27 protein-coding genes are annotated in these 26,481 nt (G+C 63.7%); 19 read left to right on the forward strand and 8 right to left on the reverse strand.

Translation table 11 applies throughout. The annotated features are described in order from the left end of the window. Positions 1–52 precede the first annotated feature (52 nt). From AAHK20_RS10075 to AAHK20_RS10100, 6 genes are all read right to left on the reverse strand, one after another. Positions 53–535, reverse strand: a complete 483-nt coding sequence (locus AAHK20_RS10075; protein ID WP_449181302.1) for a GNAT family N-acetyltransferase — start codon at positions 533–535, stop codon at positions 53–55. Beyond that, complete coding sequence (locus AAHK20_RS10080) at positions 535–810, reverse strand: hypothetical protein (RefSeq protein ID WP_449181303.1); 276 nt, start codon at positions 808–810, stop codon at positions 535–537. The genes AAHK20_RS10075 and AAHK20_RS10080 overlap by 1 nt, the downstream gene beginning before the upstream one ends. A 41-nt stretch (positions 811–851) precedes the next feature. Next, entirely contained in the window at positions 852–2,162 is a 1,311-nt protein-coding gene (gene moeA / locus AAHK20_RS10085) for a molybdopterin molybdotransferase MoeA (RefSeq protein ID WP_449181304.1), read from the reverse strand. 111 nt (positions 2,163–2,273) lie between these two features. Continuing rightward, positions 2,274–2,891 carry a molybdenum cofactor guanylyltransferase MobA gene (mobA, locus tag AAHK20_RS10090; protein WP_449181305.1) on the reverse strand — a complete coding sequence of 206 codons (618 nt, stop codon included), beginning with the start codon at positions 2,889–2,891 and terminating at the stop codon, positions 2,274–2,276. A gap of 34 nt (positions 2,892–2,925) precedes the next feature. Beyond that, a complete protein-coding gene (moaA, locus tag AAHK20_RS10095) occupies positions 2,926–4,035 on the reverse strand; it encodes a GTP 3',8-cyclase MoaA (RefSeq protein WP_449181306.1) in 1,110 nt (369 codons plus the stop codon). A 198-nt stretch (positions 4,036–4,233) separates the two neighbouring features. After that, a complete protein-coding gene (locus AAHK20_RS10100; protein ID WP_449181307.1) occupies positions 4,234–7,407 on the reverse strand; it encodes an Rne/Rng family ribonuclease in 3,174 nt (1,057 codons plus the stop codon). 724 nt (positions 7,408–8,131) lie between these two features. On the opposite strand from AAHK20_RS10100, the gene AAHK20_RS10105 reads away from it, so the two are divergent. Genes AAHK20_RS10105 through AAHK20_RS10120 form a run of 4 tightly spaced genes read left to right on the forward strand, consistent with a single transcriptional unit; the run spans position 8,132 to position 11,264 of the window. After that, positions 8,132–9,151, forward strand: coding sequence for an RluA family pseudouridine synthase (locus AAHK20_RS10105; RefSeq protein WP_449181308.1), 1,020 nt, complete (start codon positions 8,132–8,134; stop codon positions 9,149–9,151). A gap of 23 nt (positions 9,152–9,174) precedes the next feature. Beyond that, complete coding sequence (locus AAHK20_RS10110) at positions 9,175–9,834, forward strand: HAD family hydrolase (RefSeq protein WP_449181309.1); 660 nt, start codon at positions 9,175–9,177, stop codon at positions 9,832–9,834. Beyond that, the gene (locus tag AAHK20_RS10115; protein ID WP_449181310.1) at positions 9,831–10,223 is read left to right on the forward strand and encodes a Rieske (2Fe-2S) protein; all 393 of its coding nucleotides are present in this window, start codon (positions 9,831–9,833) and stop codon (positions 10,221–10,223) included. The genes AAHK20_RS10110 and AAHK20_RS10115 overlap by 4 nt, the downstream gene beginning before the upstream one ends. A gap of 18 nt (positions 10,224–10,241) precedes the next feature. After that, on the forward strand, positions 10,242–11,264 hold the full coding sequence (locus tag AAHK20_RS10120; protein WP_449181311.1) for a S49 family peptidase: 1,023 nt from the start codon (positions 10,242–10,244) through the stop codon (positions 11,262–11,264). Positions 11,265–11,327: 63 nt separating this feature from the next. Here the strand turns inward: AAHK20_RS10120 and AAHK20_RS10125 are convergent, their stop codons facing one another. After that, the gene (locus AAHK20_RS10125; protein WP_449181312.1) at positions 11,328–12,047 is read right to left on the reverse strand and encodes an SAM-dependent methyltransferase; all 720 of its coding nucleotides are present in this window, start codon (positions 12,045–12,047) and stop codon (positions 11,328–11,330) included. Further along, the gene (locus tag AAHK20_RS10130) at positions 12,044–12,664 is read right to left on the reverse strand and encodes a Maf-like protein (protein ID WP_449181313.1); all 621 of its coding nucleotides are present in this window, start codon (positions 12,662–12,664) and stop codon (positions 12,044–12,046) included. Before AAHK20_RS10130 ends, AAHK20_RS10125 begins: the two co-directional genes overlap by 4 nt. A 247-nt stretch (positions 12,665–12,911) precedes the next feature. On the opposite strand from AAHK20_RS10130, the gene AAHK20_RS10135 reads away from it, so the two are divergent. The 15 genes from AAHK20_RS10135 (at position 12,912) to lepA (ending at position 26,478) form a co-directional block, all read left to right on the forward strand. Further along, the gene (locus tag AAHK20_RS10135) at positions 12,912–13,553 is read left to right on the forward strand and encodes a DUF177 domain-containing protein (RefSeq protein ID WP_449181314.1); all 642 of its coding nucleotides are present in this window, start codon (positions 12,912–12,914) and stop codon (positions 13,551–13,553) included. A 109-nt stretch (positions 13,554–13,662) separates the two neighbouring features. Then, the gene (gene rpmF, locus AAHK20_RS10140; protein WP_449181315.1) at positions 13,663–13,842 is read left to right on the forward strand and encodes a 50S ribosomal protein L32; all 180 of its coding nucleotides are present in this window, start codon (positions 13,663–13,665) and stop codon (positions 13,840–13,842) included. A gap of 184 nt (positions 13,843–14,026) precedes the next feature. After that, complete coding sequence (plsX, locus tag AAHK20_RS10145) at positions 14,027–15,133, forward strand: phosphate acyltransferase PlsX (RefSeq protein WP_449181316.1); 1,107 nt, start codon at positions 14,027–14,029, stop codon at positions 15,131–15,133. Continuing rightward, positions 15,133–16,122 (forward strand): beta-ketoacyl-ACP synthase III, encoded by a 990-nt coding sequence (locus AAHK20_RS10150; RefSeq protein WP_449181317.1) that lies wholly within the window; start codon positions 15,133–15,135, stop codon positions 16,120–16,122. The genes plsX and AAHK20_RS10150 overlap by 1 nt, the downstream gene beginning before the upstream one ends. A gap of 79 nt (positions 16,123–16,201) precedes the next feature. After that, entirely contained in the window at positions 16,202–17,134 is a 933-nt protein-coding gene (gene fabD / locus AAHK20_RS10155) for an ACP S-malonyltransferase (protein ID WP_449181318.1), read from the forward strand. 83 nt (positions 17,135–17,217) lie between these two features. Beyond that, a complete protein-coding gene (gene fabG / locus AAHK20_RS10160; RefSeq protein WP_449181319.1) occupies positions 17,218–17,967 on the forward strand; it encodes a 3-oxoacyl-ACP reductase FabG in 750 nt (249 codons plus the stop codon). Positions 17,968–18,116: 149 nt separating this feature from the next. Then, a complete protein-coding gene (acpP, locus tag AAHK20_RS10165; RefSeq protein WP_004197638.1) occupies positions 18,117–18,356 on the forward strand; it encodes an acyl carrier protein in 240 nt (79 codons plus the stop codon). Between the two features lie 167 nt (positions 18,357–18,523). Beyond that, positions 18,524–19,762, forward strand: a complete 1,239-nt coding sequence (fabF, locus tag AAHK20_RS10170; RefSeq protein WP_449181320.1) for a beta-ketoacyl-ACP synthase II — start codon at positions 18,524–18,526, stop codon at positions 19,760–19,762. 56 nt (positions 19,763–19,818) lie between these two features. Beyond that, positions 19,819–20,226 carry a hypothetical protein gene (locus AAHK20_RS10175; protein ID WP_449181321.1) on the forward strand — a complete coding sequence of 136 codons (408 nt, stop codon included), beginning with the start codon at positions 19,819–19,821 and terminating at the stop codon, positions 20,224–20,226. 102 nt (positions 20,227–20,328) lie between these two features. Further along, positions 20,329–20,928: an RNA polymerase sigma factor RpoE gene (rpoE, locus tag AAHK20_RS10180; RefSeq protein WP_096717241.1), complete on the forward strand. Its 600-nt coding sequence runs from the start codon at positions 20,329–20,331 to the stop codon at positions 20,926–20,928. Between the two features lie 92 nt (positions 20,929–21,020). Then, a complete protein-coding gene (locus AAHK20_RS10185; protein ID WP_449181322.1) occupies positions 21,021–21,644 on the forward strand; it encodes a sigma-E factor negative regulatory protein in 624 nt (207 codons plus the stop codon). A 4-nt stretch (positions 21,645–21,648) separates the two neighbouring features. Next, positions 21,649–22,692, forward strand: coding sequence for a MucB/RseB C-terminal domain-containing protein (locus AAHK20_RS10190; RefSeq protein WP_449181323.1), 1,044 nt, complete (start codon positions 21,649–21,651; stop codon positions 22,690–22,692). Between the two features lie 19 nt (positions 22,693–22,711). Continuing rightward, on the forward strand, positions 22,712–24,250 hold the full coding sequence (locus AAHK20_RS10195; protein ID WP_449181324.1) for a DegQ family serine endoprotease: 1,539 nt from the start codon (positions 22,712–22,714) through the stop codon (positions 24,248–24,250). Beyond that, on the forward strand, positions 24,250–24,516 hold the full coding sequence (locus AAHK20_RS10200; protein WP_449181325.1) for a glutaredoxin family protein: 267 nt from the start codon (positions 24,250–24,252) through the stop codon (positions 24,514–24,516). Before AAHK20_RS10195 ends, AAHK20_RS10200 begins: the two co-directional genes overlap by 1 nt. A gap of 168 nt (positions 24,517–24,684) precedes the next feature. Beyond that, positions 24,685–26,478: a translation elongation factor 4 gene (lepA, locus tag AAHK20_RS10205; protein WP_449181326.1), complete on the forward strand. Its 1,794-nt coding sequence runs from the start codon at positions 24,685–24,687 to the stop codon at positions 26,476–26,478. The last annotated feature ends 3 nt before the right edge of the window (positions 26,479–26,481 follow it).

Raw genomic sequence — 26,481 nt, forward strand, 5'->3', positions numbered from 1 at the left:
TCGCGGATGGTGACGGGCCGGGCATTCCCCCGGCCTTTTTTACGCCTCGCCCTTAGTTACCCTTAGCGAGTTGCGTGAGCGCGTCGCCCGTCATACGGACGACTCGCCAATCGGGCAGCACGACCGCGCCCATCTTCTCGTAGAAATCGATCGCGTTCTGATTCCAGTCGAGCACCGTCCATTCGAAGCGGCCGCATTGCCGCTCGACGGCGATTGACGCGAGTCGCTGCAGCATCGCGCGGCCGAGACCGCTGCCGCGCTGCGACGGTTGCACGTACAAGTCTTCGAGATACAAGCCGCGCCGGCCAAGAAACGTCGAAAAATTGTGAAAGTAGAGCGCATAGGCGACGATCCGGCCGCCAGCTTCCGCCACCTGCGCTTCCGCAGCGCGCTGCTCGCCGAAGAGCGCATCGTGCACGCCGGCTTCGGTCGCGACGAAAAGGTGCGTGAGCTTTTCGAATTCGGCGAGCTCGAGCATCAGGGCGAAGATCGCGCCGACGTCGGCGGGCGTGGCCGGACGGATCACGGGGCTCATCATGCTTCCTCGGGCACGTCGGAGAGCACGATCTCGATACCGCCGAAGCGCGAGGCCACCCAGTTGTATGCGTGGCAAGCCACCCACAGCAGGATGAAGCCGAGGATCGCGTTCAGGATCAGCGCGCTGAAAATCGTGCTCAGCTCCACCGAGCCGTAGCGGACGAACGCCACCAGAATGCCAAGCAGCACGATCGGCACGCTGAACGTCAGGTAGACGAGGATGAGCGCTTTGGCGGTCTGCCCAGCCGCGATCGACGAGATTTGTTTTTTCATTGCGTGAAGCCCCGTAAAAGTGGTGATTCTAAAGCGGTGATTCAGATGAGCCCGTCAAAGGGCATGATGTCGACGGCTTCGCCTGCGTCGACGTCGGTTCGATCGTGCGCCAGCACGATAAAGCAATTCGCTTCGCTCATCGAGCTCAAGACGCCCGAGCTTTGGGAGCGGGTCGGCGCGACGTGCCAGTGGCCGTCGGTGTCGCGCGTGGCGACGCCGCGCAGGAATTCGGTGCGGCCCGCGCGTTTCCTGAGCGGTTGCGCGCTGCTTGCGGCAAAGACGAGCGGCGGCTGCGGCTCGGCGCCCGACATGGCGATAAGCGCGTCGCGCACGATCTGATAGAACGTGACCATGACCGCCACCGGATTGCCCGGCAGGCCGAAAAACAACGCAGGGCGGCCAACGGCGGCCCGTCCGCCTGACCAGACGCGGCCGAACGCGAGCGGACGGCCGGGGCGCATCGCCATGCTCCAGAACGCGACGTCGCCGAACGTCTGCAGCATTTTTCGCGTGAAGTCGGCCTCGCCGACCGATACGCCGCCCGAGGTCAGCACGACATCGGCGCTTTCGGCGGCCTGGCGCAGCGCGGCTTCGAGCGCGGCAGGCTCGTCGCGGACCACGCCGAGATCGAGCGTTTCGATGTTCAGACGCTCGAGCATGGCGGAGAGCGTGTAACGGTTGCTGTCGTACACGCAGCCGACGGGAAGCGGCTCGCCGATGGAGCGCAACTCATCCCCGGTCGAAATAAACGCGACGCGCACACGCCGCCGAATCGACACTTCGCCGATTCCCAGCGACGCCAACAGGCCAAGGTCCGATGCCCGCAGGATGCGGCCTGCGCGCAACGCGGATTGGCCGCGAGCGAGATCTTCGCCGGCATGCCGGCAATTGGCGCCGCGCGCGAAGCGCTGCGGATCGAAGCTGATGCGCTCGCCGTCGGTGCGTGTCACGAATTCTTGCGGGACGACGGTGTCGCAATCCGCCGGCATCGCGGCGCCCGTCATGATTCGGACACATTCGCCGGAGGCCACAGCGCCGTCGAACGGATGTCCCGCGAACGCCTGGCCCGCGACGCGCAGAGTCAGCTGCGTTGGGTCACCGGAACTCGCTTGGGCGGGGAGGGCGGCACCGTCGAACGCATAGCCATCCATCGCAGAGTTGTCGTGAGCAGGGACGTCGATCGGCGATGCAACGTCTTCGGCCAGCACGCGATTGAGCGCGGCGCGCAGCGCGACCCGTTCGGTCGTCGTGACCGGCACTGCCCACTGGCGCACGATCGCCTGCGCGGCATGGACCGGCATCGCGTTGGGATCGAATTGGGCAATACAACTGGAATCGTTCTGCGTGGTCATCGGTGATGAGGCTCGCCCCTGTTTTGCCGTCCGCATGGGCGGGGCGTGGGGCGCTGGCTGGGCGAATCGGATCGGGCGGCGCGCGGAGGAACGTGGCGTCCTGCTGTCGTTTCACGCACGCTCGAGGTCGGCGAGCTCTTGCAAAGAATTGATATTGTAAAACGCACGCTCCTCGGCAAAGCCGACTTCGGCCGCCATGTGGCGCGCGTACCACGCGCGAACCTTGCGCTCGCCGCGATCGAGATAGGCCGCGAGGTCGTCTGCGAGCGACGTGCGTAACAGCGCAAACACCGGATGAACCGATGACTGGCCGTCGGCGCCGGTGGTCGTCGCGGTCGCGATATCGGCGCGGTTCGCGTCGAGGGCGGCGGCAAGGCGGTCGGCGAGATCCAGCGGCAGATAGGGCGAATCACACGGCGCGCAGAGCACGAGTTCGGTGCGCGCCGCGCGCAGCCCCGCGAGGATGCCAGCCAGCGGTCCGGGGAAGTCGCTCGACGCATCGCTGATGACAGACGCGCCGAATGGCGCGGCGAGCGTTTGGTACGCGTCGAGATTGCGGTTCGCGCTGATGAGAAGGGCGCTGGTCTGCGGAGCGATGCGTTTCGCGACGTGCCGTGCGAGTGTCTCGCCGTGCAGGATTTGCAATCCCTTGTCGACGCCGCCCATGCGCGCACCGCGCCCGCCCGCGAGGATGAGCCCGGTGATGCGGCGGTCTGGGAGGGTTGCCATTGGGTATCAGTCGGCAGCAGTCGGCTGGGTGCGCTCAGCCGCCGATATATGACATTTCGACGCGATGCGCGCCCGGCTCCTGCGCTTCGCCGGCCGCGCTGCCGCGCAATTGCGAGTAGCGGTCGCCACGCGCTTGCCAGATGTGCGCGACGGCGGACGCGATGTCGGCGTCCGACGAGCCGTTGCGCAAGAGCGCGCGTAGATCGTAGCCGGAAGATGCGAACAGGCACAGGTACAGCTTGCCCTCGGTCGACAGCCGCGCGCGCGTGCAGGACCCGCAGAACGCGCGCGTCACGCTCGAGATGACGCCGATCTCGCCGCTGCCGTCCGCATAGCCCCAGCGCTGCGCGGTTTCGGCCGCGCTGTGCGCTTCGAGCGGCACCAGCGGGAAGTGCTCGGCAACGCGGGCAACGACGTCGGCCGACGGCAGCACTTCCGCCATGTTCCAGCCGTTCGAGGTGCCCACGTCCATGTACTCGATGAAGCGCAGGACCACGCCCGAACCTTTGAAGTGCCGCGCCATCGGCACAATTTCGCCGTCGTTCGTGCCGTGCTTGACGACCATGTTCACCTTGACCGGTTCGAGCCCGGCAGCCTGCGCAGCCTCGATGCCTTCGAGCACGTTCGCAGCCGAATAGCCGGCGTCGTTCATGCGCTGAAACAGGGCGTCGTCGAGGGCGTCGAGGCTAACCGTGACACGCGTGAGGCCTGCGTCTTTCAGCGCACGGGCCTTGCGCGCCAGGAGCGAGCCGTTGGTCGTGAGCGTCACGTCGAGGGGGCGGCCGTCCGGCGTCGTCATCATGGCGAGCCGTTCGATCAGATGTTCGAGGTTCTTTCGCAACATTGGTTCGCCACCCGTCAGACGGATTTTTTCGACGCCGTGTGCGACGAAAAGCCGCGCGAGCCGCTCGATTTCTTCGAAGCTCAGGAGCGAGGCGTGCGGCAGGAACGGATAGTCCTTGTCGAAGACCGCGCGCGGCATGCAGTAGACGCAACGGAAGTTGCAGCGGTCCGTGACCGAGATGCGCAGGTCGCGCAGCGGCCGCGCCAGCGTATCGGCGAGCACGCCACTCGGCGCCAGCGTGACCGCGGGCGTCGCGGGGATCGCGCTGAAGTCGGCAACAGGGATGATGCGTCGCTGCATGATGGAAAAGAAGGACGTTAGATCATCATTTTAGCGGAAGCAGCGTCGCTCCACCGGCCTCGCGGCGGCTCCCGATGGGCATGGCCGGGATAACAAACAGGCGGGGGCGGGTAATGAAACGGACAACTAGGGGGAAACACGCAGCCAAGAAAAAGCCCGCCTCGAAGGGCGGGCTTTCGTACGCTGAATGCGCGACGCTTAGTCGTGCTTCATCGTTTCCACTTGCTGCATCGGCGTGGTGTCGGCCGGCGGCAGCGACTTGCGCTCGCGCGGCACGCGGGCGGGCTTCGCTGCTTGCGCGGCGGCGTCTTGGGCAGCGCGGAGCTTGTCAGCGTCGGTGTTGACCCAGACGAGACCGACTGATTCCAGCATCGGCTGCAAGTCGGCGGACTTCAAGCCGTTCGCTCGCGGCGCTGACGCATGGGCGACGGCGGCTTGCGGAGCGGGCTGCGTTTCGACCGGCGAAGCTGCTACTGCCGGCGCGGCGTGCGCGACCGGCGCTGCTTCGACGATCGACTCGACCGGTTGAGCGACGCTCACCGGCTGGGCTTCGACGACGGGCGCCGCGACCTCGGCGGCAACCGCCGGCGCAGGTGCTTCGGCTGGCGCTTCCGGCACGACCGGCGCGAAGACGGGAGCGGCGGCTGCGGGTTGCTGCGTCTCGACTTGCGGAGCGGCGACAACCTGCTCGACGTGTGCGGCTACCGGAGCAGCCTCATGCGCGGCAGGCATTGCCGCCGTCTCGACATGCTGCGCCACCGGCTCGGCCAGCTCGGTCACGACCGGTGCCGGAGCTTCGACGGGGGTGATCACCACCTCGGGCGCCGCAACGGCTTCCACCGGAGCCGATACCGCCGTTTCGCGCGGTGCAGCGACGGGTTCGACAGCATGCGCGTGCTCGACAGCAGCGGCCGGCACAGCAGCGACCGCGCCTTCGGCTTCGGCGATGTCGGCTGCATGCGTTACGTTGACGCCTTCTTCCTCGCGCTCGCGACGGCCGCCACGACGGCCGCGGCGGCGACGGCGGCGTTCCTCGCCGTCACGTGCGGCGGCTTCCTGATCGAACGTTGCGCCGTCTTGGCCGGCGCCGGCCGCGGCCGTTGCTGCCGATTCGGCTTCAAGCGCTTCGCTGCGAGCCGCTTCGTCGGCGGCGACTTCCTGCTGCGGCTTGCGGCGCTCGCCACGTTCCACTCGCTCCGGACGCTCGCCACGCTCACGGCGCTCGCCGCGTTCTTGACGCTCGCCGCCGCGCGCCGCGGCTTCTACTGCCTCGCCGCGCCCGGCACGTTCTGCACGCTCCGGCGAACGTTCGCGGCCCTCGCGGCTTTCGCGCGGCTCGCGTGCTTCACGACCTTCACGTGCCTCACGCGGCTCACGGCCTTCGCGTTGCTGCGGCTCGCGTTGATCGCGGCCGGCGCGGCCTTCGCGTGGTTCCTTCTGCTCGTCGCGACGCGGCGACGGCTGGGCCTGACGGCCGCCGATCGCGCTGTCGCCGCGCGCGGCAGCACCTTCGCGGGCGCCTTGACCGCCACGGCGGTTGCGGTTGCGATCGCCGCCGCGTTCGCCGCTGCGATCCGCGCGTTCACGCGCCGGACGCGCAGGCTGCTCGACCACCGGTTCCGGCGCGGGCGCAGCCGGCGCCATCCCGAACAGATTCTTGAGCCAGCCGATAAAACCGCCGCCTGCCGGAGTGACCGGGGCGGGAGCCGGAGTGGCGGCCGCAGCCGCCTTCACGGGCGCGCTCGGCGCCGGCGAGGCCGGCGTGATGCCCTTGACCGCCGCTTCCTGCTTCGGCTTCACCTCTTCGGTGCGCTTGCTGTAGCCGGTTTCCGACTCGAGCTCGCGGGCGGCTTCCTCGGCCATCTTCCACGAGGCGCGCGGATCGTCGAGGCGCGCATCGTCGTGACGCAGGCGCTCGAGCTTGTAGTGCGGCGTATCGAGGTGCTTGTTCGGGATCAACACGACGTTGACCTTGAAGCGCGACTCGATCTTGTTGATTTCCTGACGCTTTTCGTTGAGCAGGAAAGCGGTCACTTCGACCGGCACCTGGCAGTGGATCGCCGCGGTGTTTTCCTTCATCGCTTCTTCTTGAATGATCCGCAGCACTTGCAGCGCGGACGATTCCGTATCCCGAATGTGGCCGGTGCCGTTGCAGCGCGGGCACGTGACGTGGCTGCCCTCGGACAACGCCGGACGCAGACGCTGACGCGACAGCTCCATCAGGCCGAAGCGCGAGATCTTGCCCATCTGGACGCGCGCACGGTCGTGCTTGAGCGCATCCTTCAGGCGCTGCTCGACTTCGCGCTGGCTCTTGGCCGATTCCATGTCGATGAAGTCGATCACGATCAGGCCGCCCAGGTCGCGCAGACGCAATTGGCGGGCGACTTCGTCGGCGGCTTCGAGGTTCGTGCGCGCGGCCGTTTCCTCGATGTCGGCGCCCTTGGTGGCGCGCGCCGAGTTCACGTCGATCGCGACGAGCGCTTCGGTGTGGTCGATCACGATCGCGCCGCCCGACGGCAGCGGCACCGTGCGCGAGTACGCCGTCTCGATCTGGTGTTCGATCTGGAAGCGCGAGAAGAGGGGAACGTCGTCGTGGTAGCGCTTGACCTTGTTGACGTTGTCCGGCATCACGATGTCCATGAAGGCGCGCGCCTGATCATGGATTTCGGTGGTGTCGATGAGGATTTCGCCGATATCCGGCTGGAAGTAGTCGCGAATCGCGCGGATGACGAGGCTCGATTCGAGATAGATCAGCATCGGCTGGCCGGCCGTGCCGCTTTGCGACGCGGCTTCGATCGCGCGCCACAATTGCATCAGGTAGTTCAGGTCCCACTGCAGCTCTTCGGCGGAGCGGCCGATGCCGGCCGTGCGCGCGATGATGCTCATGCCGTCCGGCAGTTGCAGCTGCGACATCGTCTCGCGCAGTTCCTGACGCTCGTCGCCCTCGATCCGGCGCGACACGCCACCGCCACGCGGATTATTCGGCATCAGCACCAGATAACGGCCGGCGAGCGAGATGAAGGTGGTGAGGGCCGCGCCCTTGTTGCCGCGCTCTTCCTTCTCGACCTGGACGATCAGTTCCTGGCCTTCGCGCAGCGCGTCCTGAATGCGCGCGGAGCGCATGTCGACGCCGTCCTTGAAGTACTGGCGGGCGACTTCCTTGAACGGCAGGAAGCCGTGGCGGTCTTCGCCATAGTTGACGAAGCAGGCTTCGAGCGACGGCTCGATGCGGGTGACGATCCCTTTGTAGATGTTGCCTTTGCGCTGTTCGCGGCCGGCAGTCTCGATATCGATGTCGATGAGCTTCTGTCCATCGACGATGGCGACGCGCAGTTCTTCCTGCTGCGTCGCATTGAACAGCATGCGTTTCATTGAACGGCTCCAGAGCGGCTCGATACCGGCCCGTGCCGCGCGGTTGCCAGCCGCGGGCCAGGAGCGGTACGCCGCATCCTTATTGTGTTGTCACGAGCACGCTGGAGCAGGAACGATGGCGGGGAGAATTGCCTGAAAGGGCCGGGCCTGGAAAAAGACCGCAAGCCGCAAGGGCGCATGCGAACACGGCTTCAAAGAACGGCGGCGACACGCCGTGCGTTTCGAGTCGCCCGGCGCAATAAAAAGCGCCGCGACTGCCTTCGCACAATGCTTGCGCGATTGTCGGCCGGGTTGCGGTTCGCGGCTGTGCCGCGGGAGGCCCGATCAACGCTCGATAGCCGCGCAGGGTGTCTCGCTCGTTTTGACGTCGCCAAGTCCCGCGCTCTCTGCAGGACGCCTTTGGGCGCACGCCGTATTTTCGCAATGGGGAGCCTCGTGTTGCTTGATATCGCTTGATTCCGAGGCTCGCCAGATAAATTCTTTTTTACCAAAATTCCGTTACCGTCGGCGCCGACCCCAACCGAACGCGCCTGTGGGCGCCGTCCCTGCCGGGTGCAGTTGCCGTGCGTGCAACTTGTTGCTTCTCGTTTTTAAGGGCGAGCAACCAGCCCTCGGCGCAAGTAAGCAAGTAAAATAACGGTTTCTCGCTTGCACCTCGTGCAATCCGCCCGGTTTCCGGCCAACGCGCCGTCTACCGCAGACTGCTGGGCAAATTATATTCAGAATGAATGAGTTAGGCAAAACATCCCAGAATTCAGTCGCAAGCGACCAAGTCTCGATGATACATATCGATGACGGTTCGGCGGGGCAGCGCATCGATAATTTTTTGCTGCGCATCTGCAAAGGTGTGCCGAAAAGTCATATTTACCGCATCCTGCGCAGCGGCGAAGTCCGCGTCAATAAGGGCCGGGTCGATGCGAAATACCGGCTCGCCTATGGCGATATCGTGCGGGTGCCGCCCGTGCGCGTCGCGCAGGGCTTCACGGACGAGTTCGCCGCGCCGGTGCCGGCTGCGCATTTCGACGTTCTGTTCGAGGACGAGCACGTGCTCGTGATCGACAAGCCGGCCGGCGTCGCTGTGCACGGCGGCAGCGGGGTGGCGTTCGGCGTGATCGAGCAGATGCGCGAAGCGCGGCCGCAAGGGAAATTCCTCGAATTGGTGCACCGGCTCGACCGCGAGACCTCCGGCATCCTGATGCTCGCCAAGAAGCGCGCGGCGCTCGTCGGCCTGCACGAGCAGATTCGCGACAACAAGATGGACAAGCGCTACTACGCGTGCGTTCACGGCGAGTGGTCGAGCGACTGGGGGCGCCGGCGCGCGGTCAAGGAGCCGTTGCACAAATATTCGACGCCCGAGGGCGAGCGGCGCGTGCGCGTGCAGCAAGATGGCCTGCCGTCGCATACGGTGTTCAACCTGGTCGACCGCTGGTCCGACTACGCGCTGCTTGAAGCGGAGCTGAAAACCGGGCGCACGCATCAGATTCGCGTTCATCTGGCGCATCTGGGGCTGCCGATCGTCGGTGACGCCAAGTACGGCGATTTCGCCTTGAACAAGGCGCTGGCCCGCGCGAACGCACGGCCGGGTCTCAAGCGGATGTTCCTGCACGCGCACCGGCTGCGGCTTACGCATCCGATCAGCGGCGAGCCGCTCCAATTCGACGCGCCGCTGCCGGCCGAATGCCGGAGCTTCATCGATCAGCTCAATGAAATGCGCGACCAGAGCGCGGCGCGCGACGCGCTTTAACCCGTACGAGGACCGACAAACGCATGGCTCGACAGCAATTTGACCTGATCGTCTTCGACTGGGACGGCACGCTGATGAATTCGACGGCGCACATCACGCGCAGCATTCAGGCGGCGTGCCGCGATCTCGGCTTGCCGGTGCCGGCGGACGAGGCGGCGAGCTACGTGATCGGTCTCGGGTTGCGCGACGCGCTGCAAATCGCCGCGCCGACGCTCGATCCATCCGACTATCCGCGCCTCGCGGAGCGCTACCGCTATCACTATCTGGCGAAGGATCAATACCAGGAGCTGTTCGCCGGCGTGCGCGAAATGCTGCAGGAGTTGCGCGACGTCGGTTATCTGCTGGGCGTGGCAACCGGCAAGAGCCGGGTAGGGCTGAATCGCGCGCTCGACCAGATGCATCTGACGAGCGCCTTCGACGGCACCCGCTGTGCGGACGAGACGTTTTCGAAGCCGCATCCGGCGATGCTGCAGGAGCTGACGCGCGAATTGGGGCAGGATCTCGATCGCACGGTCATGATCGGCGACACCACGCACGATCTGCAGATGGCCACCAACGCGGGCGCCGCGAGTGTGGCGGTGACCTACGGCGCGCATCCCGCTGACGCGTTGTCGGCGCTCGAGCCGCGCTTCGTCGCCGACAGCGTCGCGTCGCTCGCCCAGTGGCTAAGGGACTACGCATGAGCGAGGCCGCGCTCGAGCCGGTGCGCGTCTGCGCGTCCGACGAACTCGTCGACGGCGCCATGGGCGTGCGCGTGGCGGCGTCTTATCTCGGCGGCGACGCGGTCGTGTTCTTCGTGCGCTACGACGGCCATGCCTACGGCTACTTGAACCGCTGCGCACACGTGCCGATGGAGCTCGACTGGATGGAAGGCCAGTTCTTCGAATCGTCGGGTTTATACTTAATGTGCGCCACGCACGGCGCGATTTACGCGCCGGACACCGGACGCTGTGTCGGCGGCCCGTGCCGTGGCGGCAGGCTGCGTCCCGTTCAGGTCGACGAGCGGGATACGCCGGAGGGCCGCGCCGTGTTCTGGCTGCCCGACGGCGACCTGCGTCCGGCCACCCTTTGATTTCCAAATCGACGAAGCATGGCCGACAACCTCACTCCCGATTCCAACGAACCCTCCAGCCCGGCCGCGCCGCCTGAAAACGGCGGCGCGCGCGCCAAAGAGCGCGAGCCGAACTGGGAGCGCGCGGCGCTTGAGCGCATCGCGCTTGCCGCCATCAATGAACAGCGCGCGGCGCGGCGCTGGAAAATCTTCTTCCGCTTCGCGTTCCTCGCGGTGTTGCTGCTCGTCGTCTGGGGGCTGTTCGACTTCTCCGGCGACAAAGTGTCGACGGGCGGCCAACACACCGCACTCGTCTCGCTCGACGGCGAAATTTCGTCCGATACGAACGCGAACGCCGAAGACATCAACACCGCGCTCGACAATGCCTTCGACGACGACGGCACGGTCGGTGTGATCCTGCGCATCAACAGCCCGGGCGGCAGTCCGGTGCAGGCGGGCATCATCAATAGCGAGATCCGCCGGCTGCGCACCAAGTATCCGAGCAAGCCGCTCTACGTGGTGGTCGGCGATATGTGCGCGTCGGGCGGCTACTACGTGGCCGCGGCGGCCGACAAAATCTATGTCGACAAGGCGAGCATCGTCGGCTCGATCGGCGTGCTGATGGACGGCTTCGGGTTCACCGGGCTGATGGACAAGCTCGGCATCCAGCGGCGCTTGCGCACGTCGGGAGAAAACAAGGGCTTCTACGACCCGTTCTCGCCCGATACGCCAGCCATGGACGCGCACGCGCAAGCGATGCTTGATCAGATCCACCAGCAATTCATCGACGCCGTGCGTCAGGGGCGCGGCAAGCGCCTGCACGAAACGTCCGAGGTTTTCTCGGGGCTGTTCTGGACGGGCGAGAAGAGCGTCGAGCTGGGCCTCGCCGACGGCTTCGGCGATATGGACTACGTCGCGCGCAACGTCATCAAGGCGCCGGACATCGTCGACTACACGGTCAAGGAAAGCATTTCCGATCGCGTCGCGCGCAAGTTTGGCGCGGCGGTGGGCGATGCCGCCATGCACGCGATGATCCTCAGCGGAAAGATGCAGTTGCGCTGATGGGTAGATGCCGGGCCAGGATGGTGGCCCGGCTCGGCTTCGCTTTGTGGCCCGCGGTGGCCGTTAGACCGCCAGGAGCAGGAAAATCGCTGGCCGCTTGTGTAGTTCAAGCGCCGGCGCCTTCTTCCATTCGGCCGCCGGGCGGCTCGCGATTGTCTCCGTTTCCAGCGTCAAGTCCACCGCGACGCAAATCAGCGTCGAAGGCGCACAAGTTGCGATCAGCGTGTCCAGCAACGCGCGGTTGCGGTAGGGCGTCTCGATGAAAATCTGTGTCTGCTTCGCTTTGCGTGACTGCTGTTCCAGCTCGCGCAGGCGTTTCGCGCGTTCGGCCGCATCGACCGGCAAGTAACCGTGGAACGCGAAGCTCTGGCCGTCCAGGCCGGAGGCCATCAACGCCAGCAGGATCGAACTCGGGCCGACGAGCGGCACGACTTTCACGCCGCGCTCGTGAGCGCGTCGAACGAGCAGCGCGCCGGGGTCGGCGACGGCAGGACATCCGGCCTCGGAGACCAGTCCGGCGTCGGCGCCGTCCAATATCGGTGCGAGCAGACGGTTGATTTCGCCGGCGGGCGTGTTGACGTTGAGCTCACGGATCTCGATTTCCTGAATCGGCCGTTCGGTGCCGACTTTCTTTAGGAACGCGCGGGTCGTTTTCGCGTTTTCGCCAATGTAGTAGCCAAGGGTGCCGGCACGCGCCTGCACAGCGGCTGGCAGCACGGCGGCGAGGGCGCTGGCGTCGCCTTCGCCGAGCGTGTTGGGAATCAAATACAGGACGCCGCTCATCGCGCACCTCGCAAAAGTGGATAGCCCGCCGCGCGCAGCATGCGCGTCAGCGCGATCAGCGGCAGGCCGATGAGCGCGGTCGGATCGTTGGAATCGATCGCGTCGAGAAGCGCAATGCCGAGTCCTTCGGATTTGGCGCTGCCGGCGCAGTCATAGGGCGTCTCGGCGCGCAGGTAAGCGTCGAGTTCAGCGTCCGGCAGATCGCGAAACCGTACTCGCGTGACCACGTCTTCGACTTGGGTCGAGCCGTCTTCGCTGTCGAGCAGGCAAAGCGCGCTGTGGAATTCGACTTCGCGGCCGCGCATTGCTTGAAGCTGCGCGAGCGCTTTCTCGTGCGTTCCAGGCTTGCCGATTTGGTGGCCATCGAACGTCGCGACCTGGTCCGAGCCGATCACGAGCGCGCGCTGCCCCGCGTCGATGCCGCGCGCGACGGCGTGCGCCTTCGCTTCGGCGAGCCGCAGCGCGGTGGCAGCCGGCGCCTCGCCCGCGAGCGGGGTTTCATCGATGGCGGGCACGATGACCTCGTATGGAAGGCGAAGGCGTTCGAGCAGTTCACGGCGATAGCGGGAACTGGAGGCGAGAATCAGCCGCAACGGGCGATCGAGGAAATCCGGCATGGTCTGAAAGGCAGGTTGTAGGGCAGGCAAAGGGGCGTGCGGGCAGTGCGCTCGGCGCACCCTTAAGTATTTGACTCGTAAAGGTAAAGCGGATATGATGCTGGGCTTTTCATCGGTGTGCTATACGCGCGTGCGGCGGAATGATCGTTCCCGATCCCCGCTCGAAGCCTGTCTACATGCCGATTAACCGGGTAGCCAAGTGGGCTGAATTCGCCCGCCAAGATGCCCCGCCAAAGCAGGAGCGCACATGACTGAACATCCTGGCAAACCTGCTGGCGCCGTCAACCCGCGTGATTTCGACCTGTTCGAGTTTGCGCGCAGTGGGCGGCAGGCTGCGGGTGCCGTGCGCGTGTCGCAACTGCCGCGCATGTTAAACGAAGTCCCGGAGGAAGCGCCAGATCGCGACACCGCGTTCACCTGGCAAGCCGAGGGCTCGACGCAGCCGGAACTGCAGGACGATGGCACCGAAGGGCAGCAGCCTTACCTGCGGCTCGCCGTGCACGGGTTCGCATGGCTCGAATGTCAGCGCTGTCTCACGCCGTATGAGCAGGTGTTCGATGTCGATGCCATTTACCGGCTGGTGGCCACCGAAGAGGAAGCGGAGGAATTTCCGCTCGACGACGATGAAGTCGATGTGATCGTGGGCTCGCGCCAATTCGATCTCGTCGACTTGATCGAAGAGGAGCTGCTGCTTTCTCTTCCGCTCGTGCCGAAGCATGACGTGTGTCCGCAGGTGCACGAGAGTCTCGTCTCGGGCGTCGGTGACGCCGAAGATGACGAAGAAAGCGGTGAGGAAGAGGGCGAGGCGGACGGTGAACCCGGCAAGCCGAACCCGTTTGCGGCGCTCGAAGCACTGAAGCGTGGCGGCCCTGACGGCCAAAAGCACTGAAGGCGTAGAACAGTTGCAGGAGTAGCGCGATTGGGCGCCCTGGCTATCCGGCCAGTGGCTATCCTTAAGTCGGGCTGTGTTAGAATTCGGAAAATTTTTAGGAGTTACCATGGCAGTCCAACAAAACAAGAAGTCGCCGTCGAAGCGCGGCATGCACCGCTCGCACGATTTCCTGAGCGGCGCGCCTTTGGCCGTCGAGCCGAGCACGGGTGAAGTGCATCTGCGTCACCACATCAGCCCGAACGGCTACTATCGCGGCAAGAAAGTCGTCAAGACGAAGAACGACTAATCGTTTCAGCGCGCGGCTCATACTGTATTCATCAGTGGTTTCGCGCGTGGCGATCGGCTCGCTTGACATTTTCCCGGCTAGGCAAAAAGGCGGCATTCAACTGCCGCTTTTTTGTGTCGATTGGAGTCAGCGCTTTAGCGGTTGCTCCGGTCCGACACAGAGCGCCTGAAATTCGTCGCACTCCATGACCATAAAGCTCACGATTGATTGCATGGGAGGCGACCACGGCCCATCCGTGACCGTGCCCGCTGCCGTCAATTTCGTCCGTTCGCATCCCGATGCGCAGTTAAGACTCGTCGGCATCGAAACGGCGATTCGTGCCCAACTCAAGAAGTGCAAGGCGCAGGACAATCCCGCGCTGATCGTCGTCCCGGCTTCCGAAGTTGTCGCGATGGACGATCCCGTCGAAGTTGCGCTTCGGAAGAAAAAAGACTCGTCGATGCGCGTTGCGCTCAACGGCGTCAAGGAAGGGGAGGCGCAGGCCTGCATCTCCGCCGGCAACACCGGCGCGCTGATGGCCGTTTCTCGCTATGTGCTGAAAACGCTACCAGGCATCGAGCGCCCGGCGATCGCGTTCGCCTTGCCGAACCCGACCGGCTACACCACGATGCTCGACCTCGGCGCCAACGTCGATTGCGAGCCGCAGCATCTGCTGCAATTCGCCGAGATGGGGCATGCGCTCGTGTCCGCGCTAGAAGGCAAAGACCGCCCGACCATCGGCCTCCTCAACATCGGCGAAGAAGTCATCAAAGGCAATGAGACGATCAAGCGCGCAGGCGAGCTGCTGCGCTCGAGCACGCTCAACTTCCGCGGCAACGTCGAGGGCAATGACATCTACAAGGGCACGGTAGATGTCATCGTCTGCGACGGTTTCGTCGGCAACGTCGCGCTGAAGACTTCAGAAGGTCTCGCGCAAATGCTGGCGGAGATCATCCGCGAGGAATTCGGTCGCTCGATTCTCACCAAAGTGATGGCGGTGCTCGCGATGCCGGTATTGATGCGCTTCAAGAAGCGCGTCGACCATCGTCAATACAATGGCGCCGCGCTGCTCGGCCTGCGCGGTCTCGTCATCAAGAGTCACGGTTCGGCGGATGCTTATGCGTTTGAGTGGGCAATCAAACGCGGGTATGATGCCGTCAAAAACGGCGTGCTGGAGCGCCTCGTGCGCGCGATGGAAGAGAACGCGTCCCCCCTCGAACAGGCGGCGCGCGACGCAAACGGTGCGGGCCACGCAAGCCCTCCCGCCGGCCAGCCAGCCGAGCCCTACGCTGCGCAATCCTCGAAGGCATAATGGCTCAATCGAAAATTTATTCCCGCGTGCTCGGCACGGGCAGCTATCTGCCGCCTGGGCGAGTCACGAATCAGGAGTTGGCGGATCGTCTCGCCAAGAATGGCATCGAGACGAGTGACGAATGGATCGTCGCCCGAACGGGCATCCATGCGCGTCATTTTGCCGAACCCAATGTCACCACGAGCGATCTCGCGCTGATCGCTTCTCAACGTGCGATCGAGGCGGCCGATATCGACCCGCAATCGATCGACCTCATCATCGTCGCCACGTCCACACCCGATTTCGTGTTTCCGAGTTCGGCGTGTCTGCTGCAGAACAAGCTCGGAATCAAGAACAACGGCGCCGCGTTCGACGTGCAGGCCGTCTGTTCCGGCTTCGCCTATGCGCTTTCGACGGCGGATAACTTCATCCGTAGCGGTCAGCACCGCACGGCGCTCGTCGTGGGCGCGGAGACGTTCTCGCGAATTCTCGATTTCAAGGACCGCACGACTTGCGTGCTGTTTGGCGATGGCGCCGGCGCTGTAGTGCTGCAGGCATCCGACGAACCGGGCGTGCTCGCGAGCGCGCTGCACGCCGACGGTAGCCATTCGGACATCCTCTGCACGCCGGGCCACGTGAACGGCGGCGTCATTGCCGGCAGCGCGTTTCTCCACATGGACGGACAGGCGGTGTTCAAGCTCGCCGTCAACGTGCTCGAGAAAGTCGCGATCGAAGCGCTGAGCAAGGCGGATCTGGCTCCGGAACAGGTCGATTGGCTGATTCCGCACCAAGCCAATATCCGTATCATGACTAGCACTTGCCGCAAGCTCGGCTTGCCGCAGGAGCGGATGGTCGTCACGGTGGGCGAGCACGGCAATACGTCGGCGGCGTCGATTCCGCTTGCGCTGGACGTCGCCGTGCGCGACGGGCGCATCAAGCGCGGACAGAACGTGCTGATCGAAGGCGTCGGCGGCGGCTTCACCTGGGGTGCGTCCGTCATTCGCTATTGATGGCAGCTGCGTGCGGGCGCCGGCTGCGGCGCCGTAGCGCACGACCATCCGCATTCGAATTCACCAAATTGGGGACGATATGAAATTTGCGTTCGTTTTTCCTGGGCAGGGCTCGCAGTCGGTCGGCATGCTCAACGCATTCGCCGATCTCGCCATCGTGCGCGAGACCGTTCAGGAAGCGTCCGACGCATTGAATCAGGATCTCGGCAAACTGATCGCCGAAGGTCCCGCCGACGATCTGAATCTCACGACGAATACCCAGCCCGTGATGCTGACCGCCGCCTACGCGTGCTATCGCGCATGGCAGCAGGCAGGCGGCCCGGCGCCGTCGATCGTCGCGGGGCATAGTCTCGGCGAATACACGGCGCTGGTTGCGGCCGGCGCGCTCCGGTTTCGAGATGCGGTGCCGCTCGTGCGCTTTCGCGCGCAGGCGATGCAGACGGCGGTGCCGGTCGGCGTCGGCGGCATGGCGGCGATTCTCGGCCTCGACGACGACACCGTGCGCGCGGCTTGCGCCGAGGCGTCGAGCGAAGGTGTCGTTGAAGCGGTCAATTTCAACGCGCCGGCACAGGTCGTGATCGCGGGACACAAGGTCGCGGTCGAGAAGGCGTGCGAAATCGCCAAGGCGAAGGGCGCAAAACGCGCGCTGCCGCTGCCCGTTTCGGCACCGTTCCATTCGTCGCTGCTCAAGCCCGCATCCGATCAACTGCGCGAATACCTGGCGGGGATCGAGATCAGCGTGCCGCAGATTCCGATCGTGAATAACGTAGACGTTGCGCAGGTCGTCGAACCGGCCGCGATCAAGGACGCGCTGGTGCGCCAGGCCGCCGGCGCGGTGCGCTGGGTCGAGTGCGTACAGGCGATTGCCAAGCACGGCGTGACGCATGTGATCGAATGCGGCCCGGGCAAGGTGCTCGCGGGACTGACGAAGCGGATCGACGGCAACCTGATCGGCGGCTCCATCACCGATCCGGCGTCGCTCGACGAAATGCTCAAGCTCGTGACGGCTTAAGTCGCGCTTGAGCTGCATCAAGCAACATTGGCAATCGGCTGGGCAGAATCCAAACCGCCTGAAAACAGGCTATTCGGAAAAACATGGGAAAGACTCTCGATAAACAAATCGTGATCGTAACGGGTGCGTCGCGCGGCATCGGCCGGGCGATCGCCCTGGAACTGGCGCGTCAAGGCGCGACCGTGATCGGCACGGCGACGAGCGAGGCCGGCGCGAATGGCATCGGAGAAGCGTTCGCGAGCGAAGGGCTCACGGGTCGCGGTGCAGTCCTCAACGTCAATGATGGAGCTGCGGTCGAAGCGCTCATTGAGTCGACGGTGAAGGAGTTCGGCGCGCTGAATGTGCTCGTCAACAATGCGGGCATCACGCAGGATCAGCTCGCGATGCGCATGAAGGACGACGATTGGGACGCGGTTATCGACACCAACCTCAAGGCTGTCTTCCGTCTGTCGCGTGCGGTCCTGCGTCCGATGATGAAGGCGCGCGGCGGCCGGATCATCAACATCACCTCGGTGGTGGGCTCGGCCGGCAATCCGGGCCAGGCCAACTATGCCGCCGCGAAGGCCGGCGTTGCCGGGATGACGCGTGCATTGGCGCGCGAAATCGGCAGCCGCGGCATTACCGTGAACTGCGTCGCTCCGGGCTTCATCGATACCGACATGACGAAGGTCCTGCCGGAAGAGCAGCAAACCGCGCTGAAGGCGCAAATTCCGCTGGGCCGCCTCGGTAGCCCGGACGACATCGCGCACGCTGTCGCGTTCCTTGCATCGCCGCAGGCCGGGTACATCACCGGCACGACGCTGCACGTGAACGGCGGCATGTTCATGTCGTAACGAAATTCGTTTATTATCCGCGCCTTGGTACGTTCGCGAGAACGCTTGGCGCTTGCCTTACCACCAACCTGTGCGCGTCTTTTTTGCCTGGGCAAACCTGATAAAATGCGCGCACTCGTATTTTTGAACTTCTTTCCCTCGGAGGGGTAATGGACAATATCGAACAGCGCGTCAAGAAGATCGTCGCAGAACAACTGGGCGTTGCCGAAGCTGAGATCAAGAACGAAGCGTCGTTCGTGAACGACCTCGGCGCTGACTCGCTGGATACGGTCGAACTCGTGATGGCGCTGGAAGACGAATTCGGCATGGAAATTCCGGATGAAGAAGCCGAGAAGATCACGACCGTCCAGCAAGCGATCGACTACGCTCGCGCCAACGTCAAGGCGTAAGCACGATTTGCGCGCTCGTTGCCGAGTTGGCTGCGTTTGACGCGTTCACGTTGGATGCTGACGCAGGTGCCGCGCAGGTGCCGAACTAACAGCCACAGGGCTTACAGGGCAGTTTCCTGTGGCCGCTGTGGCTTTTGCTTTTGTCATTCTATGGAAAAGGGGTTACCGTGAGCCGCCGTCGTGTTGTTGTTACCGGCCTCGGGCTGATTTCGCCTGTTGGCAATAATGTTGCCGACGGCTGGGCCAATTTGCTGGCCGGCAAGTCCGGCATTGCCAACGTCACGAAGTTCGACGCAACGAACTTTTCGACCCGCTTCGCCGGCGAGGTCAAGGGCTTCAACATCGAAGACTACATCCCGGCCAAGGAAGCGCGCCATATGGATACGTTCATCCATTACGGCGTGGCCGCGGGCATCCAGGCGATGCAGGATAGCGGCTTCGAAGTTACCGAAGAGAATGCGGAGCGGGTCGGCGTGGTCGTCGGCTCGGGCATCGGCGGTCTGCCGATGATCGAAGTCACGCAGACGGAGTTGCTCAATCGCGGTCCGCGCCGTATCTCGCCGTTCTTCGTGCCGGCGTCGATCATCAACATGATCTCCGGCCATCTGTCGATCAAGTTCGGCTTCAAAGGCCCGAACCTGTCGATCGTCACTGCGTGTACGACCGGTCTGCATTGCATCGGCGAAGCGTCGCGCCTGATCGAATACGGCGATGCTGACGTGATGATCGCGGGCGGTGCCGAATCGACCGTCTCGCCGCTCGGTATCGGCGGCTTCGCGGCGGCGCGCGCGCTGTCGCAGCGCAACGATGATCCGGCGACGGCTAGCCGTCCGTGGGACAAGGACCGTGACGGCTTTGTGCTCGGCGAAGGCGCAGGCGTCATGGTGCTCGAGGAGTACGAGCACGCGAAGGCGCGTGGCGCGAAGATCTACGCGGAAGTCTCGGGCTATGGGATGAGCGGCGACGCCTACCATATGACCGCGCCTCTCGAAGACGGCGACGGCGCTCGCCGCTGCATGTTGGCCGCGCTGAAGAACGCCGGCATCAACGGCGATCAGGTCAACTACCTGAACGCGCACGGCACGTCGACGCCGCTCGGCGATCTGGCCGAAACGACCGGCATCAAGCGAGCATTCGGCGATCACGCGAAGAAGGTGGTCGTGAACTCGACGAAGTCGATGACCGGGCACTTGCTCGGCGGCGCTGGCGGGTTGGAATCGGTGTTCACCGTGCTGGCCGTGCATAACCAGGTTTCGCCCCCGACCATCAACATTTTCAATCAAGATCCGGAGTGCGATCTCGACTACTGCGCCAATACGGCGCGGGAGATGAAGATCGACGTCGCGCTGAAGAACTCGTTCGGGTTCGGCGGCACGAACGGCACGCTGGTGTTCAAGCGAGCCTGAGCTATTTGACGGGCGATCTGTACGCTGGGTCCCCGAGCGGAACGCCGCAGCCTATCGTGCTGCGGCGTTCCGTCGCGCTGCTTGGAGCGATGGTGGTTTTCGCACTGATCGCTTCCTGCGCTGTCTATACCGTTGCCGCGCCTCGCTGCGGCATCGCGCAAGCGGTCTGGTTCTCCGCGGCCACTCTCTCGATATTGACGCTGGGTATGCTCGCTCATGAGCGGCGACGGCCTGCTGTGCTTAAAATCGGGCCGGATGGTGTCGTGGCCTTGAGCCGTGCCGGCGAAGTGTTGCTTGCTGGCCGTATCGTTGGTTTTACTCAGTGGACCGGTCTCCTCCTGGTGCTGGCCGTTGCCGTCCGGGACGGAAAAGGGCGGATCGGCCCGCTTCTGATTCCCGCCGATTCGCTGTCTCCCGATTTCTTCCGCGAACTGGCCGTGAGGGCCCGTCATGGGGCGCGCTGAGCTGTAACGACTGTAACGGCTGTTACTCGCGTAACGTCCGGCGATGACGGGGACGCTACAATAGCGCTCCGCGGGGCACTTCTCAGTGAACGGATTTATCAGGTGAGCGAAAAAGAAATTGATCAGGTCTTGGTCGAACGCGTCCAGAAGGGCGACAAGGCAGCGTTCGAACTGCTGGTCACCAAATACCACCGCAAGATCATTCGGCTGATCTCGCGCCTAGTGCGGGACCCCGCCGAGGTCGAGGACGTGGCCCAGGACGCCTTTATCAAGGCATACCGCGCCCTCCCGCAATTTCGCGGCGAGTCCGCGTTCTATACGTGGTTGTACCGAATTGCGGTCAACACCGCCAAGAATTACCTTGCGACCCAGGGTCGGCGGGCGCCCACTTCGACTGAAGCGGACGCCGAGGAAGCTGAAACTTTCTCGGATGCCGACCAACTAAGGGATATCAACACGCCTGAGTCGATGTTGATGAGCAAGCAGATCGCAGAGACGGTCAATGCTGCGATGGCGGTTTTACCGGAAGAGCTGCGTACCGCCATTACTCTTCGTGAGATTGAAGGTCTGAGCTACGAAGAAATCGCGGAAATGATGGGGTGCCCGATCGGCACCGTCAGGTCTCGTATTTTTCGTGCTCGCGAAGCCATTGCGGCGAAGTTGCGTCCCTTGCTGGACACACCCGAAGGCAAACGCTGGTAGCACGAGGCTGACCAGCAAGGCTGACAGGGGCAAGGCGCAAGAAACTGGGTTAGGTGGTGTCACTACGGGGTGTCGTAAGAATGGGGAGCATCATGGGGTCGGTCTCGATGCAATCGCAAGCGTGCTCGCGAGGCGAGCGTTTGTCAGCTTTTGTCGATGGTGAGTCGCTGGGCGAAGTCGAGGGTTTTGGCAGTCTTTTTTCCGAGTTGAATGGCGAAGACCGCACTGCGTGGTCGAGCTACCACCTGATCGGCGACGCGCTGCGTTCCGATGACCTGGCGGTGAGCCCGGCAACGAGCAGCGCGTTTCTCGCGGGCTTTGCCGCGCGCCTGGAAGCCGAGCCGCATGTGCTAGCGCCTGCCGCGCTGCCGGCTTCGAAGAAGCCGCTATCGGCGCTGCGCCGCCGCGTCGTTCCGGTGTTTGCCGTTGCCGCTGCAGCTGCAACGCTGACCTGGATCGTCGTGCCGCAACTGCAGCGTGTCGACGGTACGGCGGGCGGCGTGCAGATGGCGTCGGTCGGGTCGGATGGCGTACAGCGAGTCGCGATGGCGTCGGTGCCAACGGGCGCGACGCGCCCCGCGCAAGACATGAACATCATCCGCGACGCGAGCCTCGATCAATACCTCGAAGCGCATCAACAGTTTGCTCAACAGCCCATGGTGCCGGGCTCGATGCCGCTTATCCGCGCGGCTGCTGTTACTACGCAAGGCCAATAGACTGATGCGGAACCTGCGGTTGAACAAGACCACTGTTTGGGGGCGGCTGCCGGTATTTCTGTTTTGTGCCGCCGCATTGTTGTCCGTTACGCCGCGGGTATTCGCGCAAGCCAGCGATTCGGCGGTCACCCGCAAGGGGGCCGCAGAGTGGCTTGATCGAATCCATCAGGCTGCGCAGCAGGAAAACTACGAAGGCACCTTCGTCTATCAGCGAGGCACGTTCGTGCAGTCGTCGCGTATTTCGCATTACGCAACGCGCAACGACGGCGAGTTCGAGCAGCTCGAAAGCCTCGACGGCAAGCCGCGCAAGCTGCTGCGCCATAACGACGAGCTTTACACCTTCGTTCCGGAGCGGCGTCTGTGCGTGATCGAGAAGCGCCAGAACAAGGATTCCTTTCCCGCGTTGCTCGGCACGAACGCCGACCAGGTCCTGACCGTCTACGATCCGAAGGTACTCGGCCCTGACCGCGTGGCGGGCATCGATGCCACGGTCATGGAGCTCGATCCGAAGGATGGCTATCGATTCGCCTACAAACTCTGGGCGGACGCCAAGACGGGCCTGCTGCTGCGTGCGCAGACGCTCGATTCGAGCGGGCAGGTGTTGGAGCAGATCTCGTTTACGCAACTGCGCATCGGTGGACCTGCCGAGAAGGCATCGATTGCCGCTGGCATCCGCAATACGGCGGGCTGGACCCTCGTGCGGCCGCCGGTCGAGCCGGTCGACATGGAAGCGCAAGGCTGGCAAATGACACCGCCTGTGGCCGGTTTCAAAAAGATTCGCGAATTGCGCAGGCCGATGGCCGCGCGCGACGCCGGCGATCCGCCGATTCCGGTCGATCAGGCCGTGTTCTCGGACGGCCTCTCGGCCATCTCCATCTTCATCGAGCCGGCCGAAAAGAACTCACGCAAAGAAGGGACGGGCAGCAGCGGGGCGACTCATGTCCTGGTCAAGCGCTATGGCGACTACTGGATCACGTTGCTTGGCGAAGTTCCGCAAACAACCTTGCAGCAGTTTGCGTCTGCCATAGAATACAAGGCTCCCAAGTAATTCTTCGGTTTCCCTCCCTATGACGAATCTCTCGGTGCGAAAATTTCTCGCGGCCGCGGTCGTGGCAGTCTGTCTGCCGCTCGTGCCCCATTCGGCTTCGGCGATGCCGGCAGCCAATCTGCCCGATTTCACCGATCTCGTCGACAAGGTAGGACCAGCCGTCGTCAACATCCGCACGACCACGCGCGTCACGAGCGACAACAACAGCTCCCGTGCGATGCCGCCGGGCATGGACGACGGCGATATGTCGGAGTTCTTCCGCCGCTTCTTCGGCATCCCGTTGCCGCAGCCGGGCGCGCCCAGGGGTGGCAACGGCGGCGGTGGCAGCGGAGGAAATAGCGACAACGGCGGCGGCAGCGGCGGTTCGGATTCGCCGGACAACTCCGATGCCGAGCAAAACAGCGGCGTTGGGTCAGGCTTCATCCTGTCGGCAGACGGCTACGTGATGACGAACGCCCATGTGATCGACGATGCTGACAACATCTACGTCACGCTGACCGACAAGCGCGAATTCAAGGCAAAGCTGATCGGCGTCGACGACCGGACGGACGTCGCGATCGTCAAGATCACCGCCAACAACCTGCCGACCGTCACGATCGGCGATTCGAACAAGGTGCGCGTCGGCGAGTGGGTCGTCGCGATCGGCTCGCCGTTCGGGCTCGACAACACGGTCACGGCGGGCATTGTCAGCGCCAAGGGGCGCGACACCGGCGACTACCTGCCGTTCATCCAGACCGACGTGGCTGTGAACCCCGGCAACTCGGGCGGTCCGCTGATCAACATGCAGGGCGAAGTGATCGGCATCAACTCGCAGATTTACAGCCGCACCGGCGGCTTCATGGGCATTTCGTTCGCGATTCCGATCGACGAAGCGATGCGCGTCGCCGATCAGTTGAAAGCCACCGGCAAGGTGACGCGCGGGCGGATCGCGGTCGCGATTGGTGAAGTCACGAAGGATGTTGCCGATTCGCTCGGTTTGCCGAAGTCGCAAGGTGCGCTTGTTTCCAGCGTCGAGCCGGGTGGTCCGGCGGACAAGGCCGGCGTGCAGCCGGGCGACATCATCCTCAAGTTCAACGGGCAGCCGGTCGACACGGCGACCGATTTGCCGCGCATGGTCGGCGACACGAAGCCTGGTTCGAAGGCCACGATCACGGTTTGGCGCAAGGGTCAGGTGCGCGATCTGCCGATCACGGTCGTCGAGATGCAGAACGATAAGACCGCGAAGGCAGATCAGGGCAAGAAGTCGCCGTCGCCGAAGGCGCGCGCAAGCAACGTGCTGGGCATCGCGGTGGTCGACATCCCGGCCGATCAGCAGAAGGCGTTGAAGCTGCGCAACGGCGGCGTGCAAGTCGACGTCGTGGACGGGCCCGCAGCACGTGTCGGTCTGCAGAAAGGCGACATCATCCTGCGCGTCGGCGATACCGACATCTCGAGCGCGAAGCAATTCGACGATGTCACCGCGCGTCTCGATCCGCAAAAAATGGTCGCGGTGCTCGTGCGGCGCGGCGATAACACGCAGTTCGTGCCGATCCGGCCACGGACTCCGGCGCAGAAATAATGGAGGCATCGCGCGCGCCGCGGCTGACTTTGTACGGGCGCGCGTGGTGTCATCTGTGCGACGACATGCGTGCCGAGCTTGAGCCGCTTCTGGCGGAGTTCGGCGCACAGGTCACCATAGTCGACGTCGATACCGACCCGGTGCTCGAGGCGCTTTATAACGAGCTGGTTCCGGTGCTGGTGTGCGATGGCGTCGAGTTGTGCCACTACCGGCTCGATGCGGCGCGCGTACGTGCCGCCCTCGCGATACGGGCCGCGAGGATTTGACCTCCCACTTATCTGCGCTTTGCTCAGCGGCGCCGGGCGCACGGCGCCAAGACTGGCAAATTCCGCCCCGGGAAAGGCTTTTCGGCTAAAATAGATAAGTTTTTCATTTACTTACAAGGCGTGCTCTGCAGTCGTCCGAGCGCGCCTTTTTCGCTTGATCGGTACTGAATGGATCATATTCGTAACTTCTCGATCATTGCGCACATCGACCATGGCAAGTCGACGCTCGCCGATCGCATCATCCAAATTTGCGGCGGATTGTCCGACCGCGAAATGGAATCGCAAGTGCTCGACTCGATGGATCTTGAGCGCGAGCGCGGCATCACGATCAAGGCGCAGACCGCCGCGCTGTCCTATAGCGCGCGCGATGGCAAGGTTTATAACCTGAACCTAATCGATACTCCGGGGCACGTCGATTTCTCGTACGAAGTCAGCCGCTCGCTGTCGGCGTGCGAAGGCGCGCTGCTGGTTGTCGATGCGAGCCAAGGGGTCGAGGCGCAGACCGTCGCGAACTGCTATACGGCCATTGAACTGGGCGTCGAAGTGGTCCCGGTTCTGAACAAGATCGACCTGCCCGCGGCCAATCCGGAAAACGCGATCGCCGAAATCGAGGACGTGATCGGGATCGATGCGACCGACGCCACGCGATGCAGCGCGAAGACGGGGCTGGGCGTCGAGGACGTGCTCGAATCCCTGATCGCCAAAGTGCCGCCGCCGAAGGGAGATCCCGAAGCGCCGCTGCAGGCGCTCATCATCGATTCTTGGTTCGACAACTACGTCGGCGTCGTGATGCTCGTGCGCATCGTCAACGGCACGCTGCGTCCGAAGGACAAGATCAAGATGATGGCGACCGGCGCGCAATACCCGGTCGAGCATATCGGTGTGTTTACGCCGAAGTCGAAGAATCTCGAAACGCTGTCGGCGGGACAGGTGGGCTTCATCATCGCCGGCATCAAGGAGCTGACGGCGGCGAAGGTCGGCGATACCGTTACGCTCGCGAACAAGCCCGCTTCCGAGCCGCTGCCCGGTTTCAAGGAAGTGAAGCCGCAGGTGTTCGCGGGTCTCTATCCCGTTGAAGCGAACCAGTACGATGCGCTGCGCGAATCGCTCGAAAAACTGAAGCTGAACGACGCTTCGCTTCAATACGAGCCGGAAGTTTCGCAGGCGCTCGGCTTTGGTTTCCGCTGCGGCTTCCTGGGCTTGCTGCACATGGAAATCGTGCAGGAACGGCTCGAGCGCGAATTCGACATGGATCTCATCACCACTGCGCCGACGGTGGTCTATGAAGTCGTGCAGCGCGACGGCTCGCTCATCAAGGTCGAGAACCCGGCGAAGATGCCGGATCCGCCGAAGATCGAAGAGATTCGCGAGCCGATCGTCATCGTGAACCTGTACATGCCGCAGGATTACGTCGGCTCGGTCATCACGCTCTGCACGCAAAAGCGCGGCTCGCAGATCAACATGCAGTACCACGGCCGTCAGGTGCAACTGACCTACGAAATCCCAATGGCGGAAATCGTGCTCGACTTCTTCGACCGGTTGAAGTCGGTGTCGCGCGGCTATGCGTCGATGGATTACGAGTTCAAGGAATATCGCGCGTCGGACGTTGTCAAGGTCGACATGCTGATCAACGGCGACAAGGTCGATGCGCTGTCGGTGATCGTCCACCGCTCGCAGTCGCAGTATCGTGGCCGCGAAGTGGCGGCGAAGATGCGCGAGATCATCCCGCGCCAGATGTACGACGTTGCGATTCAGGCGACGATCGGTGCGCACATCATTGCGCGCGAAAACATCAAGGCATTGCGCAAGAACGTGCTCGCGAAGTGCTACGGCGGCGACATCACGCGGAAGAAGAAGCTGTTGGAAAAACAAAAAGAAGGCAAGAAGCGAATGAAGCAGGTCGGGTCGGTCGAGATCCCGCAGGAGGCTTTCCTCGCAATCTTGCGCGTCGAAGACAAATAACGG

It is taken from the genome of Trinickia camelliae, from assembly GCF_053525655.1.

Excerpts from the sequence above, each read along its gene's own strand:
- AAHK20_RS10075 (WP_449181302.1), bottom strand. The coding sequence starts at position 535 with ATGAGCCCCGTGATCCGTCCGGCCACGCCCGCCGACGTCGGCGCGATC.
- AAHK20_RS10080 (WP_449181303.1), bottom strand. The coding sequence starts at position 810 with ATGAAAAAACAAATCTCGTCGATCGCGGCTGGGCAGACCGCCAAAGCG.
- moeA (WP_449181304.1), bottom strand. The coding sequence starts at position 2,162 with ATGACCACGCAGAACGATTCCAGTTGTATTGCCCAATTCGATCCCAAC.
- mobA (WP_449181305.1), bottom strand. The coding sequence starts at position 2,891 with ATGGCAACCCTCCCAGACCGCCGCATCACCGGGCTCATCCTCGCGGGC.
- moaA (WP_449181306.1), bottom strand. The coding sequence starts at position 4,035 with ATGCAGCGACGCATCATCCCTGTTGCCGACTTCAGCGCGATCCCCGCG.
- AAHK20_RS10100 (WP_449181307.1), bottom strand. The coding sequence starts at position 7,407 with ATGAAACGCATGCTGTTCAATGCGACGCAGCAGGAAGAACTGCGCGTC.
- AAHK20_RS10105 (WP_449181308.1), top strand. The coding sequence starts at position 8,132 with ATGAATGAGTTAGGCAAAACATCCCAGAATTCAGTCGCAAGCGACCAA.
- AAHK20_RS10110 (WP_449181309.1), top strand. The coding sequence starts at position 9,175 with ATGGCTCGACAGCAATTTGACCTGATCGTCTTCGACTGGGACGGCACG.
- AAHK20_RS10115 (WP_449181310.1), top strand. The coding sequence starts at position 9,831 with ATGAGCGAGGCCGCGCTCGAGCCGGTGCGCGTCTGCGCGTCCGACGAA.
- AAHK20_RS10120 (WP_449181311.1), top strand. The coding sequence starts at position 10,242 with ATGGCCGACAACCTCACTCCCGATTCCAACGAACCCTCCAGCCCGGCC.
- AAHK20_RS10125 (WP_449181312.1), bottom strand. The coding sequence starts at position 12,047 with ATGAGCGGCGTCCTGTATTTGATTCCCAACACGCTCGGCGAAGGCGAC.
- AAHK20_RS10130 (WP_449181313.1), bottom strand. The coding sequence starts at position 12,664 with ATGCCGGATTTCCTCGATCGCCCGTTGCGGCTGATTCTCGCCTCCAGT.
- AAHK20_RS10135 (WP_449181314.1), top strand. The coding sequence starts at position 12,912 with ATGACTGAACATCCTGGCAAACCTGCTGGCGCCGTCAACCCGCGTGAT.
- rpmF (WP_449181315.1), top strand. The coding sequence starts at position 13,663 with ATGGCAGTCCAACAAAACAAGAAGTCGCCGTCGAAGCGCGGCATGCAC.
- plsX (WP_449181316.1), top strand. The coding sequence starts at position 14,027 with ATGACCATAAAGCTCACGATTGATTGCATGGGAGGCGACCACGGCCCA.
- AAHK20_RS10150 (WP_449181317.1), top strand. The coding sequence starts at position 15,133 with ATGGCTCAATCGAAAATTTATTCCCGCGTGCTCGGCACGGGCAGCTAT.
- fabD (WP_449181318.1), top strand. The coding sequence starts at position 16,202 with ATGAAATTTGCGTTCGTTTTTCCTGGGCAGGGCTCGCAGTCGGTCGGC.
- fabG (WP_449181319.1), top strand. The coding sequence starts at position 17,218 with ATGGGAAAGACTCTCGATAAACAAATCGTGATCGTAACGGGTGCGTCG.
- acpP (WP_004197638.1), top strand. The coding sequence starts at position 18,117 with ATGGACAATATCGAACAGCGCGTCAAGAAGATCGTCGCAGAACAACTG.
- AAHK20_RS10185 (WP_449181322.1), top strand. The coding sequence starts at position 21,021 with ATGGGGTCGGTCTCGATGCAATCGCAAGCGTGCTCGCGAGGCGAGCGT.
- AAHK20_RS10190 (WP_449181323.1), top strand. The coding sequence starts at position 21,649 with ATGCGGAACCTGCGGTTGAACAAGACCACTGTTTGGGGGCGGCTGCCG.
- AAHK20_RS10195 (WP_449181324.1), top strand. The coding sequence starts at position 22,712 with ATGACGAATCTCTCGGTGCGAAAATTTCTCGCGGCCGCGGTCGTGGCA.
- AAHK20_RS10200 (WP_449181325.1), top strand. The coding sequence starts at position 24,250 with ATGGAGGCATCGCGCGCGCCGCGGCTGACTTTGTACGGGCGCGCGTGG.
- lepA (WP_449181326.1), top strand. The coding sequence starts at position 24,685 with ATGGATCATATTCGTAACTTCTCGATCATTGCGCACATCGACCATGGC.